Raw genomic sequence first — 14,988 nt, forward strand, 5'->3', positions numbered from 1 at the left:
AGATGAAGCAATTAATTTTGATTTTTATTGGTGGTGGCTTTGGTAGTGTACTACGGTTTATAGTGAGCAAATATTTAAACGATGCGAATACAGGCATCCCTTACGGAACCATGTTAGTAAATGTTACTGGAAGTTTACTTATTGGACTTGTATTGGGATTGGCTGCTAAAAATCATTATATAACCCAAAATCACACATTATTATTGGCAACCGGTTTTTGTGGTGGCTTAACAACCTTTTCTACTTTTGCTTTTGAAAATCATACCTTCTTAAAAACAGGTGATTTTTTAAACTTTACAATTTACACCTGTGCCAGTTTTGTACTTGGTTTTCTAGCTGTATTTTCGGGAGTGCATCTTGTAAAATATATCTAGTGTTTTTTAAAAACCTTCACTCCTGCTTTAATTTCTGTATTTAAAAAATTACTTCTAGGTACAATTGGGCACGAGAATTTTTCATTGTATGCACAATACGGATTATAAGCCGTGTTAAAATCTATAGTAATTACCGTATCCTTTTCTTTATTATTTACAAGCACTTCTATATAACGACCGCCTCCATAAGAAGAATCTCCGTTTGTTAAGTCTAGAAAAGGTAAAAACAAGTAATCTTCGTCTCCTTCTTGATCTAATAAATCTTGACTTTCGTAAATTTTAAGTTTAAAATCTTCACCCTTAATTTTAAAATTAACAATCCCAAAAACACGTTCTTTAGACATGCGTTCTGTTGTTGTTGGCATTTCAAAAAATGTACTATCCGGCGTATGCTCTAACCGCGCCTGAACAATGTATGTAGAATCTACTTCAAAAAAATCTAAACTTTTAAATACTTTTCTATCTTTCTTTTTTAACGGAGATTCGCTAGCGTCTTTAAAACTAGCATTTAATGCTTTTTGAAAAGGTGTATCTCCTATTAAAGGTTCTTTGTTTTGAAAACATGAACACAAACAAAAAAATAAGGCGATATATAAGAATGACTTCATTTTAAATAAATTTGAAATTCAAAAATACAACTTATCGTTTTTTTATCTAGATTTGAATCAGAAAATATATATAATCGTGTTAAATAGAAAAGTCTCTTATAAACTTACCCGCGTATCTTATTCAAGATACTGGACATGCTATATATAACACTTTCTAAATAGTATATAAAAAACGTCCAACCTAATTTATTAAGTTGGACGTTTTTTTTATTACACCAACCAAAACAAAAACCAATGAAAACTATTTTTAAAAATTACATAAACACCTTTAAAGGTCTATCTAACGAAGTTTGGTGGTTGGCATTTATTACATTAGTAAACAGGGCTGGCACCATGGTTATCCCGTTCTTATCTTTATACCTAACTAAAAACTTACATTTTACACTTATAGAAGTAGGTTGGATTATGAGTGCTTTTGGTGCAGGATCTGTGGTTGGATCTTGGTTAGGCGGAAAATTAACCGACAAAATTGGGTACTACAAAGTCATGGTTTTTAGTTTAATTACTTCTGGATTTTTATTTATTGCCTTGCAGTTCCTAACAACTTTTGTAGGTATAAGTATTGGTGTTTTTGTGTTATTAATGATTGCAGATATGTTTAGACCTGCCATGTTTGTAGCCTTAAGTGCTTACAGTAAACAGGAAAATAAGGTAAGATCTGTAACATTAATTCGTTTAGCAATTAACCTTGGTTTTTCTGCAGGCCCCGCAATTGGAGGATTAATAATTGTAACTCTAAGTTATGGTGGCTTATTTTGGGTAGATGGTATTACTTGCTTTTTGGCGGGTATATTATTACTAAACGTATTGCACCCAAAAAAGGTTAAAATTGCTGATGAAATTAGTGTTGAAAATCCAAAATCTGCATATAAGGATGTAAATTATATTATCTTCTTATTTGCCATGTTATTGTTTGGAATTGCTTTTTTACAATACTTCTCTACCGTACCATTATTCTACAAAGAAGTATATAGTTTATCAGAATTTGAGATTGGACTATTAATGGGAATGAATGGATTTTTAATTTTTGTATTAGAAATGCCACTTGTTAAATCTTTAGAAAAATCGATGTATTCTAAAACAGGATTAGTTGTTTTCGGAGCCATATTAACGGCCATAAGCTTTATCTTTTTAAATGTAAGCGGCTGGGCAGGCGTATTAGTAATAGGCATGTTATTTATGACTATTGGAGAAATGATTGCTTTTCCGTTTTCTAATGCCTTTGCCTTAGAACGCGCAAAAAAAGGAAATCAAGGCGAATATATGGCGTTGTATAGCATCTCCTTTTCTATTGCTCATATTATAGCACATAATTCTGGCATGCACTTAATTGCAAAATTGGGATACCAAGTAACATGGCACACCACAACCGTGATAATGCTTCTATGTATTAGTATTTTATACTATTTAAAATGGAGAATGATTAGACAAAAAGATAAGCAATAACAGTTTTAATTAACGTGTAGAATCACGTACAACAATATCTGTTTCTATAAATTCTGTAGTATAAGATTTTGCATCTTCTTTTTTCTCTAATTTATCGATTAGCTTTTTAGCAGCTACAGCTCCCATAATTTCACCATGCTGACTAACACATGTTAATCTAGGATTAGAATTACGAGCCAATATTCCGTTAGCAAAAGAAATGACAGCCAAATCTTCTGGCAATTTATAACCATCTTCTTTTGCTAATTTCATTGCTGAAAGCGCAGAAGATTCGTTCGTAGAAATTATTCCATCAATTTTATGATCAAACAACGGACTAATCATTGCATCGTAATCTTTGTAATTTACATTGCTCGTATTTATAACTAAATTAGAATCTAAAGCAATATTATTTTGCTCTAATCCTTTTTTATAACCTTCAAAACGTAAACGCCCAATACTTAAATTTTTAAGAGGAGATACAAATGCAATACGTTTACACCCTTGTTTTACCAAATAACTTACAGCGTCTGCAGAAGCATTTAAATCGTCTGTAATAATTTTATCACACTCTACATGTTCAGAAACACGATCGAACATAACAATTGGAAACCCAAACTTTACACTATCTGTAAAATGGCTATACTCACCATTCTCTTCCGTTTCTTTAGAAATAGCTAGTAAAAACCCATCAATACTTCCTGTAGATAACATATCTATAATTTCTACTTCTTTCTGGTAAGATTCGTTAGAAATACAAGTCATTATTCTATAACCATGGCTTGCAGCCTCCTTCTCTATACCTTGCAAGACTTGCATGTAAAAATAGTTAAGCATATTAGGAATAATTACACCAATACTTTTCGTTCTTTTATTCTTTAAACTTAAAGCATTATAATTAGGTCTGTAATTTTTTTCTTTTGCATAATTCTGAATTAAAATACGCGTTTCTTCGCTAATTTCAGGAATATCATGAAGCGCTTTAGATACTGTGGAAACCGATACATTTAATGCTTTTGCTATATCTTTAAGGGTGGTTTTTTTCATGAAAATGGCTATTAGTTTGAATTCGTGTTTTTAATAATCTGGCAAATTATACAAGAGCTAAAATTATAATAAATTTTTGGAACTAAAAAGCGTATAAATTTATTAATTCTTAAATTTTTGCCACTTTTAAAGAGACTTTACGGTACTATCTTTAAGTAATAGGTTATTTTTGATAGTATTAGCCTTTTCTTTTTGTGTTTTTAGTTTTTGGCATAGATTTACCCCGTTTATAAACAAGTCTAATCGATGCGTTTCTTTGAAAATTATTTCTAAAATTAGCATTCTATATCAAGCACTCTACTAATCTTTTATTAGCTTAAAAAATGTACTTCATTTTACTTGATAGGATTTATAATATTAAATTCAAATTTTAAATACATCGTTCCGGTTTAGTGTTTATTTTTGTACTAACTGAAAAGAAAATGGCCGAGTCACACAAAACAAACATTAAAGACTTAACAATCTACCAAAAGTCTTTAGAAATTTTTAAACTATCAAGACATATTGCATCTTACGTTACTCACGATAAAGATATTATAGCCATGCATACATCTAAAAATCATTTAGACAAATATGCAGACAAACTTGTAATTGATGCTTTAGAGTTAGTTCCTAAAATTATTGAGACGGAGAATGAAACAAATCATATTCAGAAATTAAAACATGCAAAATCTTTACGTTTCTTTATAGACAGATTATACACGAACACGAAATATTTAGATACCAATAAAACAAACAGCTCCGATTTTATAAAACTACTACGTATAGAACTTAAAAAGCTAAGAATTATACATAGACTTTATGTAAAGTCTTTAATTCAGCAAAATTAGATTTTAATTTTTTCGGAAGAATTCATTAAAAGCATTAAAACATGAATCAATAAAAAAAATGATAGAATTAATATTCTTAATTAAACTAATTGTAGCTATTGGTTTTGTTATTGGCTTATCTATTCTTGCAGAAAATGTAAGTCCTAAAGTTGCAGGAATATTATCCGGATATCCAACAGGATCTGCAATTACACTATTTTTCTTTGGGTTAGAAGTAAATCCAGAATATGCAGCAAAAAGTGCCGTTTTTAACATGGTAGGACTCGCAGCAACCTTAACCTTTGTGTACACATATTACATGGCATCTCGGTACTTTAATAAATACAATGTTATCTTATCGTCTTTGTCGGCTATATTAAGTTATTTTATAATAGTTTGGTTATTACATCATTTAGAAGTTAACACCTATATTGCTATATTAATCCCTATTGTATTTTCGTTTCTGTATCTCTATCTCTTCAAAAATATTAAAGAAATTAATATAAAAACAAAAGCAAAACTAAGTTATAAAACACTTTTTGTAAGAGCCTTTTTGGCTGCATTAATTATTTTAGTTATTACAAGTGTTCCCAAATTTGTTGGGCCGACTTGGGCCGGATTATTTTCTGCATTTCCAACTACCCTTTTCCCTTTACTATTAATTATTCATCTTACATACTCTAAAGAACACGTGCATACAGTTATTAAGAATGTGCCAATAGGTATGTTTTCTTTAATTATTTATTCCTTAACCATTTCAATAGTATACCCGTTATACGGTATATATTGGGGCACATTATTGTCTTTTGGAACAGCAACTGCTTACTTATTAATTTATAAAAAAATCAGAAGTCTAATAGATAAGTACAAACCTGTAGTTACTACAAAATCTTAATATTTATTAAACAACACATTCAACACCAACACAAAGAACATCTATTACAGATGGCTTATATTTGAGAAATGTAGTATGTGTATGTTATGTATTATTGTAAAAAACAAAGTTGAGAAATGGTTAAATTCAAATTTCAATAAAAATGAAAATTCAGAAATTAATCTAATACGTTTAGAGCATATTCCCAATGAAGTTTTTAGCGCTATATTTTAAATAAAGCTTAAACAAAATGCGTAGTATTACTAGATTAAACACAATCTAATTAATCTGTAAAAGCTATAAAACGTAGTACAAATAGAATCTCTAACTAATTATAAAAAACTAAAAAATGATATTAATTGCAATTTTACTTCCTTAGTTATCTTTCTTTTTAAGAGGGAAAATAATTTCAGGAATAGTCTGTTTAATTCTTCAAATAACAATTATTGGCTGGTTACCTGCTGACATTTGGGCTGTAGCATCAAGGTCTGATGGAAAAAACAAGAAAAGAATCGATCAAATGGAAAAAAGAATAATTAAGGCTCAGAACAACAAATAATGTAGAATTAGTTGATTTAAAATAAAACCTACTAAGTATGGTTTCTTATAAATAAAATGATCTGTATTCTAAAATAAAACACACCTTTTCCCCTATAAACGATAAGAAATGATTATCAAAATAATTATTTTAATAGTCTATAAAAATCTCAAACATTCATTTTAAGCAATAAGAAAACAATTATTCGTAACTTTGTAGCCATTAATTTAGGCAAAGTCCTCTTTTAATTTAGAACTACAATAATAGGGTCATGAATTACAAACATTTAGTAGAAGAGATAAAAGAAAATAGTCTGCGTTTTAAAAACAAGAACGCAATCTATTATAAAAATAATAAGCTTAACACATGGGAAGGTATTTCTTGGTTAGATTTCGAGTCTAGAATAGAAACACTTTCTAAGGCACTTTTAAACTATGGCATATCTGTACAACAAAACGTTGCCATTTTTTCTGAAAACATGCCAAATTGGATTATTGCAGACATCGCAATTATGCGTGTTAGAGCTGTAACTATACCCATTTATGCAACAAATTCTAAAAAAGAAGTTGAATATGTGGTAGATGATGCTGAAGTAAGTTTACTTTTTGTTGGCGACCAGAACGAATACGATAAAGCTTACGAACTTCTAGACACGTCCAAATATTTAAAATTAATTGTAGCGTTAACAAAAACAATTAAACTTCATGCCACAAATAATTCTGTTTATTTAGAAGATTTTATAGCATTCGAACCTAATGATAAAATAGAAACAGAACTTCAAAAAAGATATTACGAATGTGATTTTGAAGACACTGCAAGTATTATTTACACTTCTGGAACCACTGGAGAACCTAAAGGAGTGATGTTAGATTACACTAATTTTGGGGGCTCTTTAGTTGCTCATGATTATGAATTAGCTGTTTCTGATCAGGATGTATCGTTAAGTTTTTTACCATTAAGTCATATTTACGAGCGTAGTTGGGTATTCTTTTGTTTGAAAAAAGGAATTGAAGTATACTTTAATCAAGATCCTAAAAAGATTGTAGATGTTATAAAAGAAGTTAAACCAACCTTAATGTGTACAGTGCCTAGAATATTTGAGAAAATTTTTGCGGCAATTCAAGACAAAAGAAAAGAAGCATCTCCTACTAAAATGAAGATGGCAAGTTGGGCTTTGGGTGTAGGTAACAATTACTACAACAAGCACAAACGACTAGAAAAAGAAGTGCCATTCGGTTTAAATTTAAAATATAAAATAGCCGATAAATTGGTATTAAGCAAATTACGAGACGTATTTGGTGGACGCATAAAATTTATGCCTTGCGGAGGCGCACCTTTGGCTCCAGATATGGTTTCATTTTTTCATTCATTTGGTTTAAATATTAAATGCGGATATGGATTAACAGAAACGACTGCTACAGCTACTCTTTTTGGAGATACTAATTTCGAATTTAATTCTGCAGGAAAACCTATAGAAGGCACAGAAATTAAAATTAGTAAGAACAACGAAATTTTAATAAAAGGACCTGGAGTAATGAAAGGCTATTACAAAAAACCTGAAGCTACTGCCGAAGTTTTTGAAAATGGATGGTTTAAAACTGGAGATGCTGGTAAAATAGACGACAAAGGAAACTTAATTATTACAGATAGAATTAAGGATCTAATGAAAACTTCTGGAGGAAAATATATTGCACCTCAAAAATTAGAAACAGCCTTAATTACCGATTCATTTATTGAGCAAATTGCAGTTATTGGGGATCAACAAAAATATGTAACCGCATTAGCTGTTCCTAGTTTTGATAATCTAAAAAAATACGCTTTAGAACATAAAATTAACTTTAAAGACGTAGAAGATTTAATTACTAATAATCAGATTATAGCGCTGTTTGAAAAACGAATTGAAGAACTTCAAAAAGAATTTTCGAAATTTGAAAAAGTAAAAAGATTCACCCTACTACCTAAAGAATTTAGTATAGAAGCAGGAGAAATTACTGCGACATTAAAACTAAAACGAAAAGTAATTCAGGAAAAATATAAAGCACTTATTGACAAAATGTATTCTGATAAATAAATACTTTTAAAGAGTAACGTTATTGCTCTTTTTTTTAAAACACGATTAAAAGGTTATTGATATTTGTAAAACTTTATTACAAATATCAATAACCTTTATTTTTTTACCTCATCTAGTAGAAAACAAAATAGATTCGTGGAGTTAGAAAAACATAGAATTATAAAAAACCTATGCAAAACTCTGTATAAAAATCACTATTTTTAGTCTAACCAATGTAAGTGACTTTACGTATTTAATCTAGACTTATTTTTAGAAAACACGAACAAATAAGACAGACCGATAAACTATTATTAGTTACACAAACAGACTAAATGACTGAAAAAGAAGAAGAGTTAGATAATTATTTAGACAATCATTATATACACAGAAGTAATTGGTTAAGAGCAGCTGTGCTTGGCGCTAACGACGGTATTTTATCTACAACAAGTATTGCTATTGGAGTTGCTGCAGCAAGTAATATGCGAGAACCAATTATTTTAGCAACACTTGCTGGTCTTGTTGCGGGAGCATTATCTATGGCAGCTGGAGAATACGTTTCTGTAAGTTCGCAAACAGACATAGAACAAGCAGATATAGAGCGTGAAAAAATTGAATTAAAAGAGACACCCAAACTAGAATTACAACGTCTTTCAGAGATTTACGAAAAAAGAGGCTTAAAAAAAGAGACTGCACTAATTGTAGCTAAAGAGTTAACAGCGTTTGATGCATTAGGCACACATATTAGAGACGAATTAGGTATTAATGAAATTACTCAGGCAAAACCCTTTCAAGCAGCATCTGCCTCTGCAGCTTCCTTTACTGTTGGTGGCCTACTTCCTTTTTTGGTTTCTTTATTTCTACCATTAGAAAGCATGGAATATTCCCTTTATGGTTCTGCTTTATTTTTTCTTATTATTTTAGGAGCCTTAGCAGCAAAAGCAGGAGGTTCTAGTATAAAAAAAGCAATAATTAGAATTACATTTTGGGGAACTGTAGCCATGGGATTAACGGCTCTAGTTGGACATCTATTTAATGTAAACATTGTTTAAAACAAGAACACAATTCTTTATATATAACTCGCTATTTTTAGTTTAACCAACTTGAGTTCTTTTTTTTACTTGTTTTAAATTTTATTGTAAAAAATACACTCACAAAAACCGAACGCTTACCCTACACATAAGCTTCATCTTAAAAGTACTATGAAAAAAATTGCACTCATCATTCTATGTCTATCCTTCCACATTTCCTTCTCTCAAGAGATAGACCAAAAAATCATCAATTCTGAAATAAGTGAAGTCACCGTATTTATTAAGGGGGCTCAAATAATCAGAAAAAAAACTGTCGAATTAAAAAAAGGGAAGACTATATTAAAATTCAGCAATCTTTCTCCCTTCATTAATTCAAAAAGCATACAAGTAAAAGTTAACGGAAATGTAACGGTGCTGTCTGTAAATCATCAACAAAATTTTATTGACAAATTAGAAAAACAAGATGCACTTGTTAAATTAGAAACAGACCTAGAAAAAACAAAAGACGATTTAAAATTAGAAGAAACCTATTTAGAAATTTTAAAAGAAGAGTTATCCTTTTTACAAGAAAACAGAAATATTGGTGGTAAAAATGAAGAACTAAGCGTGACAAATCTTAAAGAAGCTTCTGTATTTTACAGTTCTAAACTCACCGCCTTAAAACTGAAAGAAATAGATAGAAATAAAAACTTAGCAAGCCTAAGAAAAAAAGAATTTGAGATTCAAAACCAGATAAAAACCATGACTAGCAAAAAAGCGTATGCTAATGGAGAAATTTTGGTTAAGGTAGAAAGTAAAAATGCTTCGAAATCTAATTTTGAAATTTCTTATGTTGTTGGAAATGCTGGCTGGTTACCAACGTACGATATTAGAGCAAAAAATGTAAACGAACCAGTAGAGCTTGTTTACAAAGCAAACATAAAACAGGACACTAAAATAGATTGGAAAAATGTTAAGTTAAGTTTATCGTCTGCAGATCCAAATTTATCTGGAGTTGCACCAGAATTAAAAACGTATTACTTAAATTATAATACAGCACCACCAAGTTACAACCGATCCATAAATCAAGTCACAGGAAAGGTTCTCGATAATGATTCACAACCACTGCCCGGTGTTAATGTTATAGTAAAAGGAACAACTATAGGCACAACCACAGATTTTGATGGTAATTACGCCATTACCATTCCCGAAACGTCTAGCCAATTAGAATTTACCTATTTAGGATTCGAATCTCAGGTTTTAAATACAAAAAAACCGATTCATAATATTCGTTTAAATGAAGACATCTTAGAACTAGAAGAAGTCGTTGTTGTAGGTTATGGAGCCAGTAAAAAAAGATCTGTATCAGACCAATTACAAGGGCGCGTTACAGGTGTTAACATTCGTGGCGCAAGTAGTACATCAATTCCGCTTGTACAAGTAGAAAATCAAACTACAGTTAATTTTAAAATAGAATTACCTTACACCATTGCGTCTGATAATAAAAGTTATGCAGTAAATATGGTAAGCTATAATTTACCTGCAGAATACCAATACTTTAGTGTGCCTAAAATAGAAAAAGAAGCTTTTCTTATCGCGAGTATAAAAGATTGGGAACAATACAATTTATTAGAAGGAGAAGCAAATATATTTTTTGAAGGTACTTATGTTGGAAAAACCATTTTAGATGTAAAATATGCTTCAGACAGTTTAGAAATTTCTCTTGGACGCGATAAAAATGTTGTTGTAGACAGACAAAAGGTCTCAGATTTTTCTTCTAAAAAATTAATTGGAAGTAAAAAAGAAGAAAATAGAGATTGGACCATTTCTGTTAAGAACAATAAATCTGAAACCATAAACATGCTAATTATGGATCAGATTCCTGTTTCTACATTAGATGAAATAAAAGTAGAACTATCAGAATTATCTAAAGGAAAACATAATTTAGAAACCGGAGAGATACAATGGCAGTTTAATTTAGAACCTAATAAAACTAAAAATATCGATTTAAAATATTCGGTTAAATATCCTAAAAGCAGAAATTTAATAATCGAATAAAACAATATTCAGTCTTAAAAAACCTCAACAGTTTTAACTTAAACGCATATATAAAATGAAAAACATAACCTTAGTCACATGTTTACTAATTAGTTTCTTATCGTTCTCCCAAGAATGGAGTTTTGAAAAACCTGATTACGAAACTATTGAAAAAAATATTCAAATTAACGACTCAAATCTATTTTACAAATCTTTAATGCAAAGGTATCAGGAAGCAGATTCTACCATGACATTACAAGAAAAAAGACACTTGTATTATGGGTACTCTTTTAACGAAAACTATGCCCCTTATTCTAGTTCAAACTACAGTGATAGTTTAAGCGTTGTATTACAAAAAAAGAAATTAGAACCTATCGATTTTAAAAATGTAATTACGTTTACAGACTCTATGCTTACAAACAATCCCTTCGATTTAAGAGCTATGGACTATCAGATGTATGCACTAAAAAAAACAGGAAATACAACTACTTATCAAAATAGAGTTATTCAATTCCGAACTACATTAGACGCCTTAATGAGTTCTGGAAATGGCGCAAGTAAAGAAGATGCTTTTTATGTTATTTACACCTCTCACGAATACGATTTATTGGGTGTAATTGGATTTCAATTTGCAGGTAGCCAAAGCTTAATTGAACACTACGATTATTTAACCGTTGCAGAAAATAAATCAAATATAGAGGGCTTATATTTTGATGTAAGTCCGTGTCTAAATGCTTTAAATAAAATGTTTGAAGAAGACTAAATGTTCTACAATAAAGTATAAAATTAATTACTAGTTTTAAGCATTAAAATACGTTCTAAAAGAAGACCAGCAAACAACTCGTACTCAATAGATACACTTTAAATTACAATGGTAAAACAACAAATAGTCTCTAATTTTAGTAATATAATTAGAGGAAAAATGTATTTCTTTCTAAAAAAATCAGTTTGGAAATATTTAATTTTAACTGGAATTATGGGATACGTAAATCCCATGCCAAATATGGGGCCTTTTGCAACAGCGGCACTGTATTTTCTAGGTGTTATGCTTATACTTTTACCTTTACAATATTTTAGTGCTAAAACCCTTGGTAAAAAAATTAATTTTGATGCCTTGGTAGAGTTCAATGAAGAAGATATTATAATAAATCACAATAATAAAGACGAGATTGAAACTAAAAACTGGAATTGGATAAGCGTTATAGATTTAAAAAAAGATAGAATTTGGCTAACTTTAAATCAGACTAGACCATTTGCAATCTCCATACCTAAATCAAAATTACAAGAATCGGAAATCGCCTTTTTTAAACAGAAACAAGCAGAAATAAACAAATAGCATACGGTTTTAATAGTACACCATTTATATTAAGCTTACAAATTCAAGAGATTGAAATTGTAAGCTTTTTTAATGATTAATTTTTTAAACATCTCCCTATTATATAATAGTAGTTTAAGTAAAAAACACGCTCCTATTTCAACAAAAAAAAACAAGTCCTTTAGTTATAAGCACATACATTTTCTTTAAAAACATTAAACATCAACCTAAAAGACAGACTAACAAATCATTTTATCTAATTGTTAATTATTTGTGAAAATCAGTCTGTATTCACTTCAAATAGTAATCATAGAATAATCTTGAATTCACACCAACATAATGTCTCATTAATAGTTTTGCAACGAATCAATCAACAATTAATTTAAACTAAATGAAGCTTAAAGTTATACTAACAATTTTAACCACATCCTTAATGCTTATTGTTAATGGGCAAAACAAAGGAGAATTAAACGGAACAATTAAAACAGAGCAAGGAGAGCCTGTAATTGGTGCTAATATTTCAATTAAAAGCATAAACACAGGAACCACAACAAATTTTGATGGTTATTATGCTATAAAATTAACAGAAGGAAAATCTTATAGTATAGAGATTTCATACATTGGTTACAACACCATTAATAAAACAGTAACAATTACTTCAGGAAAAACAACGCACGATTTCACATTATCAGAAAGCTCTTATATGTTAGAAGGCGTTTTAGTAACCTCTCAAAAAAGAGAACAAAAGAATAAAGATGTGCCCATTGCCATTACATCTTATGGTACAGAATTTATAGAAAACCAAGGTACTTTAGAATATGATGCTTTATCGGAATATGTTCCTGGCTTTCAAGTTCAAATTCAAAGTGTAAACAACCCTGGAATTGTAGTTAGAGGAATAACAAGTGATAGCGGAGATTCTAGAGTAGAACCTAGAGTATCTATTTTTCAAGACGGTGTATCTATTAGTAAATCTAGAGGTTCTGTAGTAGAACTTTACGATATAGAACGTGTAGAAATATTAAAAGGACCTCAAGGAACATTATTTGGTCGTGGTGCACAAATTGGTGCCATGCATATTATTCAAAATAAAGCTAAAAACGAAAATTCTGGATCTTTAAAAGTAGGATACGGAAACTTTAATCAGCTTTTAGCTACTGGAGATGCGAATACTATTCTAGCTAAAGACAAATTATTTTTACGTGTAGCAGGAATTTACAATAAAAGAGATGGTTATATAGAAAACCTTTCTGGAGGAGATTTAAATGGTAAAGAAACGTTAGCTTTTAGAACATCTTTAAAATATTTAATAAGTAATAACACATCTTTAGACGTTATTGCTAACTGGCAACAAGACACACCTCCTGGAACAGCTTTTAAAAGTGGAACTTTCGAACCAGCAGGCGGAGATTTAAGTCCGAATACTTTTGCCGATTTAGAACGTGGTGAAGACCTAGGAGTAGATAGAACGGTTTGGGGTGTTACAGGAATTTTAAAACATAATTTTAACGCTACTTGGGATTTAACATCTACTACTGCTTACAGAGAATTTGACTCTAATGAAGCTTTTGATGCTGACGGAACTGCTGCTCCTGCCCTATTTTTTAATGAAATATCTGAAGGAAAACAATTTAGCCAAGAATTAAGATTCAATTTTGATACTGATAATAAATTTAGAGGTTTTTTTGGAGCTAATTTCTTCTTCGAAGACGGTTCTCAAAGTGTACCATGGGAATATAATGAACAAAGTTTTGCTGTATTATTAGCGAGTCCAGAATTCTTTGTCATAAATGGAGTCCCTACATTAATACCAAGTATCCCTAACGATCCTGCTTACGGACCATTAGCCGGAGCACCTTTAAACGAATACAATACAGAAACATATACAAACTACGGAAAAAATTATTCTGGAGATATTTTTGCTGATGCCTCTTACGATGTTACAGACAAATTATCCTTAACCGTTGGTTTAAGAGCGACATGGGAAAACATTAATGCTGCATATGAAGTTACAGATGCAGAAACACCTTCTAACCTTGGCTTCTTAACAGGAAATTATCCTAATGTATTATACGCATCTACAAATGGCGAAAAAATAGAAGCTAGTGAAAACTTTTTATCTGCTGTGGGACGTTTTGCTTTAAATTACGACATTAATGATAACATTACATTGTTTGGTACAGCATCTAAAGGAAGAAGACCTAATGTAATTAATATTACTGCTACAGAAACAAACGTATTGTCTGATGAAACAGTATTATCTTACGAAATTGGAGCTAAATCGTTATTTTTAAATAACAGATTACAGTTTGATGTAAACGCATATATTTACGACTATTCAAACTTCCAAACTAGTGTAACAGAATTTGAAAACGGTACACTTACTGCAACAACTAAAGATAGTGGTAACGCAAGCACATTTGGTTTTGAAGTCGCAACACAATTTGCATTCACTAAAAACAGTAGTTTCTTTGCAAACTATAGTTATATAGATGCAAGTTTTGATGATAAAGATTCAGACGGAAATGAGCAAGAACTAGCAGGAAACACCTTTAGATTAACTCCTAAAAACTCATTCTCGTTAGGATTTAATATTAATCCTACAGTAAACAAAAACTTAGATGTATTTTTTAGACCATCGTACACTTATAAATCGAAAGTATTTTTTGAAGAAACCAACTTACCAGAAATATCTCAAGATGGTTACGGTTTATTAAACTTCAGAACCGGTTTACATTTGTATAAAAAATACGAAATCACATTCTTTATGAATAACGTATTAGACGAAGAATACATTATTGATGCAGGAAATACAGGAGAAGCTTTTGGTATACCTACTTACATTGGTGGTGCTCCAAGATTATACGGAATACAACTTAAAGCAAATTTCTAAAACAGAATACA

Annotated in this window: 12 protein-coding genes; 10 read left to right on the forward strand and 2 right to left on the reverse strand. The window is 30.4% G+C overall.

Going from position 1 to position 14,988, the window contains the following annotated elements; all coding sequences use genetic code 11:
* Positions 1-2 precede the first annotated feature (2 nt).
* The gene (gene crcB, locus GQR95_RS00755) at positions 3-374 is read left to right on the forward strand and encodes a fluoride efflux transporter CrcB (protein WP_159021355.1); all 372 of its coding nucleotides are present in this window, start codon (positions 3-5) and stop codon (positions 372-374) included.
* Here crcB and GQR95_RS00760 read toward each other — a convergent pair.
* Entirely contained in the window at positions 371-982 is a 612-nt protein-coding gene (locus tag GQR95_RS00760) for a DUF1684 domain-containing protein (RefSeq protein WP_159021356.1), read from the reverse strand. The two genes, crcB and GQR95_RS00760, sit on opposite strands and share 4 nt — an antisense overlap.
* A gap of 234 nt (positions 983-1,216) precedes the next feature.
* On the opposite strand from GQR95_RS00760, the gene GQR95_RS00765 reads away from it, so the two are divergent.
* Entirely contained in the window at positions 1,217-2,428 is a 1,212-nt protein-coding gene (locus GQR95_RS00765; protein ID WP_159021357.1) for an MFS transporter, read from the forward strand.
* Between the two features lie 9 nt (positions 2,429-2,437).
* Here the strand turns inward: GQR95_RS00765 and GQR95_RS00770 are convergent, their stop codons facing one another.
* Positions 2,438-3,454, reverse strand: a complete 1,017-nt coding sequence (locus GQR95_RS00770) for a LacI family DNA-binding transcriptional regulator (protein ID WP_159021358.1) — start codon at positions 3,452-3,454, stop codon at positions 2,438-2,440.
* 422 nt (positions 3,455-3,876) lie between these two features.
* Here GQR95_RS00770 and GQR95_RS00775 point away from each other — a divergent pair, with 422 nt between their 5' ends.
* From GQR95_RS00775 to GQR95_RS00815, 8 genes are all read left to right on the forward strand, one after another.
* Positions 3,877-4,284: a hypothetical protein gene (locus tag GQR95_RS00775; protein ID WP_159021359.1), complete on the forward strand. Its 408-nt coding sequence runs from the start codon at positions 3,877-3,879 to the stop codon at positions 4,282-4,284.
* Between the two features lie 58 nt (positions 4,285-4,342).
* Positions 4,343-5,158 carry a hypothetical protein gene (locus tag GQR95_RS00780; protein WP_159021360.1) on the forward strand — a complete coding sequence of 272 codons (816 nt, stop codon included), beginning with the start codon at positions 4,343-4,345 and terminating at the stop codon, positions 5,156-5,158.
* Between the two features lie 788 nt (positions 5,159-5,946).
* Entirely contained in the window at positions 5,947-7,746 is a 1,800-nt protein-coding gene (locus tag GQR95_RS00790) for a long-chain fatty acid--CoA ligase (protein ID WP_159021361.1), read from the forward strand.
* Positions 7,747-8,057: 311 nt separating this feature from the next.
* Positions 8,058-8,774, forward strand: a complete 717-nt coding sequence (locus GQR95_RS00795; protein ID WP_159021362.1) for a VIT family protein — start codon at positions 8,058-8,060, stop codon at positions 8,772-8,774.
* A 150-nt stretch (positions 8,775-8,924) separates the two neighbouring features.
* Positions 8,925-10,790 carry a mucoidy inhibitor MuiA family protein gene (locus tag GQR95_RS00800; RefSeq protein WP_159021363.1) on the forward strand — a complete coding sequence of 622 codons (1,866 nt, stop codon included), beginning with the start codon at positions 8,925-8,927 and terminating at the stop codon, positions 10,788-10,790.
* Positions 10,791-10,845: 55 nt separating this feature from the next.
* Entirely contained in the window at positions 10,846-11,532 is a 687-nt protein-coding gene (locus tag GQR95_RS00805) for a DUF4919 domain-containing protein (RefSeq protein WP_159021364.1), read from the forward strand.
* A gap of 108 nt (positions 11,533-11,640) precedes the next feature.
* A complete protein-coding gene (locus GQR95_RS00810; RefSeq protein ID WP_159021365.1) occupies positions 11,641-12,105 on the forward strand; it encodes a hypothetical protein in 465 nt (154 codons plus the stop codon).
* A 370-nt stretch (positions 12,106-12,475) separates the two neighbouring features.
* Complete coding sequence (locus GQR95_RS00815) at positions 12,476-14,977, forward strand: TonB-dependent receptor domain-containing protein (RefSeq protein ID WP_233265967.1); 2,502 nt, start codon at positions 12,476-12,478, stop codon at positions 14,975-14,977.
* Positions 14,978-14,988: the final 11 nt, after the last annotated feature.

The organism is Formosa sp. L2A11, assembly GCF_009796865.1.
Taxonomy (GTDB): domain Bacteria; phylum Bacteroidota; class Bacteroidia; order Flavobacteriales; family Flavobacteriaceae; genus Formosa.

Bases quoted from the DNA above. Each gene is read 5' to 3' on its own strand.
- GQR95_RS00815 (WP_233265967.1), top strand. From the start codon at position 12,476: ATGAAGCTTAAAGTTATACTAACAATTTTAACCACATCCTTAATGCTT.
- GQR95_RS00780 (WP_159021360.1), top strand. From the start codon at position 4,343: ATGATAGAATTAATATTCTTAATTAAACTAATTGTAGCTATTGGTTTT.
- GQR95_RS00765 (WP_159021357.1), top strand. From the start codon at position 1,217: ATGAAAACTATTTTTAAAAATTACATAAACACCTTTAAAGGTCTATCT.
- GQR95_RS00775 (WP_159021359.1), top strand. From the start codon at position 3,877: ATGGCCGAGTCACACAAAACAAACATTAAAGACTTAACAATCTACCAA.
- GQR95_RS00795 (WP_159021362.1), top strand. From the start codon at position 8,058: ATGACTGAAAAAGAAGAAGAGTTAGATAATTATTTAGACAATCATTAT.
- GQR95_RS00790 (WP_159021361.1), top strand. From the start codon at position 5,947: ATGAATTACAAACATTTAGTAGAAGAGATAAAAGAAAATAGTCTGCGT.
- GQR95_RS00760 (WP_159021356.1), bottom strand. From the start codon at position 982: ATGAAGTCATTCTTATATATCGCCTTATTTTTTTGTTTGTGTTCATGT.
- GQR95_RS00770 (WP_159021358.1), bottom strand. From the start codon at position 3,454: ATGAAAAAAACCACCCTTAAAGATATAGCAAAAGCATTAAATGTATCG.
- GQR95_RS00810 (WP_159021365.1), top strand. From the start codon at position 11,641: ATGGTAAAACAACAAATAGTCTCTAATTTTAGTAATATAATTAGAGGA.
- GQR95_RS00805 (WP_159021364.1), top strand. From the start codon at position 10,846: ATGAAAAACATAACCTTAGTCACATGTTTACTAATTAGTTTCTTATCG.
- GQR95_RS00800 (WP_159021363.1), top strand. From the start codon at position 8,925: ATGAAAAAAATTGCACTCATCATTCTATGTCTATCCTTCCACATTTCC.
- crcB (WP_159021355.1), top strand. From the start codon at position 3: ATGAAGCAATTAATTTTGATTTTTATTGGTGGTGGCTTTGGTAGTGTA.